The following is a 3,512-nucleotide window of genomic DNA, read 5'->3' as shown; positions in this document are numbered from 1 at the left end:
GCAAGAGCCTTAGCCACGCCCTCGCGGCCAGAACTCGCCGTCATGACTTCCCAGCCGCCCACTACCTCAAGACTCACTTGAGCCACTTCCCGAATATCTTCCGCATCGTCAATTACCAAGATGCGCTTGGCATTCAAAATTAACATCTTTTTTAACAATCAGAACTTATTCTGAGACTAGACCGGAAATGTGAATACTCTATAAAGCTAACTGTTTTACCCGATCGAACTTTACACTAAATTTTTAAAACAGTAAAATCTTTCCACCCAAAAAATTGGTTTTTTGACCTCAAATCCCGATTTTAGCCCGTCCCGGCCATTCTATCCTAGCAAAAATGACAATCCCGGACGCACTGCTACCAGCAAATAAACCGGGTTTTTTTAGTAGAACTTTTGCCGGACTTAGCTGTAATATCAATTCCGCTTGCACCGTCAGGTGATTGTTGACTGTTGACTGTTGACTGTTGACTGTTGACTGTTGACTGTTGACTGTTGACTGGCGGCTCGAAAAACTGAATGTTTGAGTATTAACTGTTGACTCGATTTTATGATTCCGATGCAGCCGGCATTAGCTGTAATATCGTGTCAGGTCAATTGACAGAAATAAGATTGGATCGCGCGTGGTGCAAGTAAATATAAAATCTCAAACCTAAAATCTCAAATCGACTGACGAATATTTTCTGCCTTCCCTTAACTTTGGTTCTCTCCGAGAATTGGCAGACTTAAGAAAAAAGTGCTGCCCTCCCCCAAAACGCTCTCCACCCAAATCCTGCCCCCGTGCTGCTGCACGATACTGCGACAAATAGCCAGCCCCAAACCAGTACCTCCTTTCTGGCGAGAATCAGAACCATCAACCTGTTGAAAGCGTTCAAAGATGATCTCTAGCTTGTCTGCCGGAATGCCCCGCCCTGGGTCTTTGACAGCAATCACGATAGACGAACTCACGGACGACAAGTGCCGATTCGCGGTGGCAGCATGAGGAGAGGGCGGCGAGTTCAACTGAGCTTTTTCTGCCAAATCCCGATCGTCCATCAGCTCGCAGCTCAACCAAACCGTAGCTCCTGACGGAGAAAATTTTATAGCATTGCTGAGCAAATTTGTCAAGGCTTGAATTAGCCGATCGGGAACAGCCCGCAACTGCGTCTCCACAGGTCTCACGGACAGAGTAACTCCCGCCTGCTGGGCCATTCCCTGCATCTCGTCAGCCGCCTGCACCATCAGCTCAGCGACATTGCAAGTTTGCTTGAGGACAGTGCTGTAACTCGACTCCATGCGCTCTAAATCCAGAATGTCATTGATCAAGCGCACCAAGCGGTCAGTATTAGTGACAGCAATCTGCAGCATCCGCTTGGCTTTGTGGGGGTGAGCCTCAAGCAAGCCGCTGTCGATCAAAGCCAGAGCCCCGTGAATCGAAGTCATCGGCGTCCGCAGTTCGTGGCTGACAACGGAGATGAATTCATCTTTCATGCGCTCGACGGCAAGCCGATCGGTGATATCTTTAAAATTCACCACAGCTCCAATAATTTCGCCTCGTTCTCGCATCGGAGCGACAACGTACTCCACCGGAAAACTGCTGCCGTCAACGCGCCAAAAAACCTCATCATTAACGCGCCGAACCTCTCCGTCTGCTAAGGTGTCTAAAATTTGAGAACTTACCCGCAACGGCAGTTTTTCCGCCGGCGCGGTGGCGGTGTCGGCGACAAGTTCAGAAGCAGAATTGATTTCTGTAACAGGCGACAAAAGATCGATCGCCCGCGAGCATTCTTCGGGAGAACGGTTTATGGTTTCATAGAGCGGTCGATCGATCAGCTCCTTCGATTCGCAGCCAGCCATTCTCACCGCAGCCGGATTGACAAAAGTTACTTTTCCCTGTTTGTTCAACCCGCAAATGCCTTCTCCTGCGGAAAACAAAATCATTTCTGTTTGGTGGCGGAGTTGTTCCAGGGCTTTTTCAACTCGCTTGCTGTCGCTGATGTCGCGAGCGATTGTCGAAACCCCCGTCACCATTCCTTTAGCGTCTTTAATCGGAGAAATCGTCAGGGACACATCTATCTGTTCGCCGTTTTTGTGCAAGTGTACGGTTTCGTAATGGTCGATAGTGGTTCCAGCCCGAATATTTTCCAGAATTTGGGGCATTTCCTGATGGCGTTCGGGTATTGCTAAAATTTCGATCGACTGCCCCTTGACTTCCGCCGCACAGTAGCCGTAAATCTTCTCGGCTCCTGCGTTCCAGCTCTGAATTGTCCCGGCGAGGGTTTTGCCGACGATCCCGTCGTCAGAGGACTCGACAATGGACGCTAAGCGGACGAGTTCATCTCTAGCGTGCTTGTATTCGGTGATGTCCCGACCCAAAATCACGATACTTTTGCGCGTGCCGTCAGGCTGAAATAAGGGTACTTTAATCACGTCGTAGATTTTCACAGTACCGTTCGATCGGGGAATCACTTCTTCACACCTAGAAAGGATACCTTTTTCCCACGCTGCTCGATCGCTCACCTCGCACGCCTGCAGCGCCTCCACGTAAAAAGGGCTGAGTTTTCCTAGCTGAGAATCTGTCAGGCCGCGGTATGTATCTGCTGATAGCTCGAACAATTCCAGTATTGCTTGATTTGCCTCCTGCCACCTGCCCTCGCCATCTTTGAAGCAGACAATATCTGGCATGGCATTCATCAGCAAGTCGAGATAGGAGTTTTCTCGCAGTGCAGCTTCTGCCTCGGCCCGCTTAGCGATTTCCTGTTGCAGGTTTTGGTTTGCCGTTTGCAGCGAATCAATTAACAAACTTTCGCTAACAGTGCGCTGTTCAATTATTTCCTGCAGTCTGTGAACTTCTAGCGACTGCCGCCTGCGGGCCAACAAATTCTCTACCCGCAAGTGCAGTTGGGCGGCATCTGCGGGAGTTGCGATTAAATCGTCAATTCTGCCATCGAGTTGTTGTCCCGTCAGCGAAAAAAACGGCTCGCAAAGAGCAGGCGTTTGGGATTTGCCCAGGAGCAAAAACGGTAAAAATATCGGCTCGGCGGCTGTTTTTAATGCTTCTATCAGCGGCCCGACGCGCTCTAAATTTGCCTCGTCCACAATGCACAAGTCAAAAGCGATTTGGGAAATGTGAAATTCCAAGTTGTCTTGGCAAGCGGGATCGGGTACGATCGCCTCATGCTGGGTGTTGAGGTGTGCGATCGGCAAATGTTGTTGTTGGTGGCGATCGACCAATAGCAAAATGCGGCTCATCAGTTTGATTTATTTCCCAATAACTAACGATCTGATGCCCGGTAAATTTACCGATGATTAAGGCTTGCAGTCACGAAGGCAAGTCCTCCATTTTTGGAGAACTTCAGTCCTCCGATCGGACATCCTATGACCAATGACTGATGACTACTGACCACTGACCACTGACCACTGACCACTGACTACTGACTACTGACTACTGACTACTGACTACTGACTACTGACTACTGACTACTGACTACTGACTGATAACCAATAACCAATAACCAATAACCAATAACCAATAAC

The 3,512-nt window shown here is 49.1% G+C and carries 1 protein-coding gene and 1 pseudogene; both read right to left on the bottom strand.

All coding sequences use genetic code 11. From position 1 onward, the window contains the following. Positions 1-146: pseudogene (locus WBA89_RS26970) on the bottom strand (response regulator); the annotation flags it as partial. A gap of 543 nt (positions 147-689) precedes the next feature. Continuing rightward, positions 690-3,227 (bottom strand): PAS domain S-box protein, encoded by a 2,538-nt coding sequence (locus tag WBA89_RS26965; protein WP_424410721.1) that lies wholly within the window; start codon positions 3,225-3,227, stop codon positions 690-692. Between the last annotated feature and the right edge of the window lie 285 nt (positions 3,228-3,512).

It is taken from the genome of Microcoleus sp. (assembly GCF_049646505.1).
Classification (GTDB): domain Bacteria; phylum Cyanobacteriota; class Cyanobacteriia; order Cyanobacteriales; family Microcoleaceae; genus Microcoleus.
The sequence above is the reverse complement of the archived record's forward strand: the minus strand, read 5'-3'. Positions and strand labels throughout refer to the sequence as shown.

What these genes read in the sequence shown, in the direction of transcription:
- WBA89_RS26965 (WP_424410721.1), bottom strand. Translation starts at nt 3,227, where the DNA reads ATGAGCCGCATTTTGCTATTGGTCGATCGCCACCAACAACAACATTTG.